Source organism: Salmonella sp. NW177, from assembly GCF_051811585.1.
Classification (GTDB): domain Bacteria; phylum Pseudomonadota; class Gammaproteobacteria; order Enterobacterales; family Enterobacteriaceae; genus Salmonella; species Salmonella enterica.
Genome location: NZ_JAMMZV010000028.1, coordinates 1 through 503, shown reverse-complemented (window position 1 = coordinate 503; position 503 = coordinate 1). Strand labels below are relative to the sequence as shown.

The 503-nt window shown below is 52.9% G+C and carries 1 protein-coding gene; it reads left to right on the top strand.

The annotated features are described in order from the left end of the window. The coding region (locus tag NA986_RS24335) for an EF-Tu/IF-2/RF-3 family GTPase (RefSeq protein ID WP_072208683.1) at positions 1-503 on the top strand (503 nt) is incomplete at both ends.

Here is a 503-nt window from a genome sequence, read left to right as displayed (position 1 = left end):
CCGGAACCAGAGCGTGCGATTGACAAGCCGTTCCTGCTGCCGATCGAAGACGTATTCTCCATCTCCGGTCGTGGTACCGTTGTTACCGGTCGTGTAGAACGCGGTATCATCAAAGTGGGCGAAGAAGTTGAAATCGTTGGTATCAAAGAGACTCAGAAGTCTACCTGTACTGGCGTTGAAATGTTCCGCAAACTGCTGGACGAAGGCCGTGCCGGTGAGAACGTAGGTGTTCTGCTGCGTGGTATCAAACGTGAAGAAATCGAACGTGGTCAGGTACTGGCTAAGCCGGGCACCATCAAGCCGCACACCAAGTTCGAATCTGAAGTGTACATTCTGTCCAAAGATGAAGGCGGCCGTCATACTCCGTTCTTCAAAGGCTACCGTCCGCAGTTCTACTTCCGTACTACTGACGTGACTGGCACCATCGAACTGCCGGAAGGCGTAGAGATGGTAATGCCGGGCGACAACATCAAAATGGTTGTTACCCTGATCCACCCGATCGC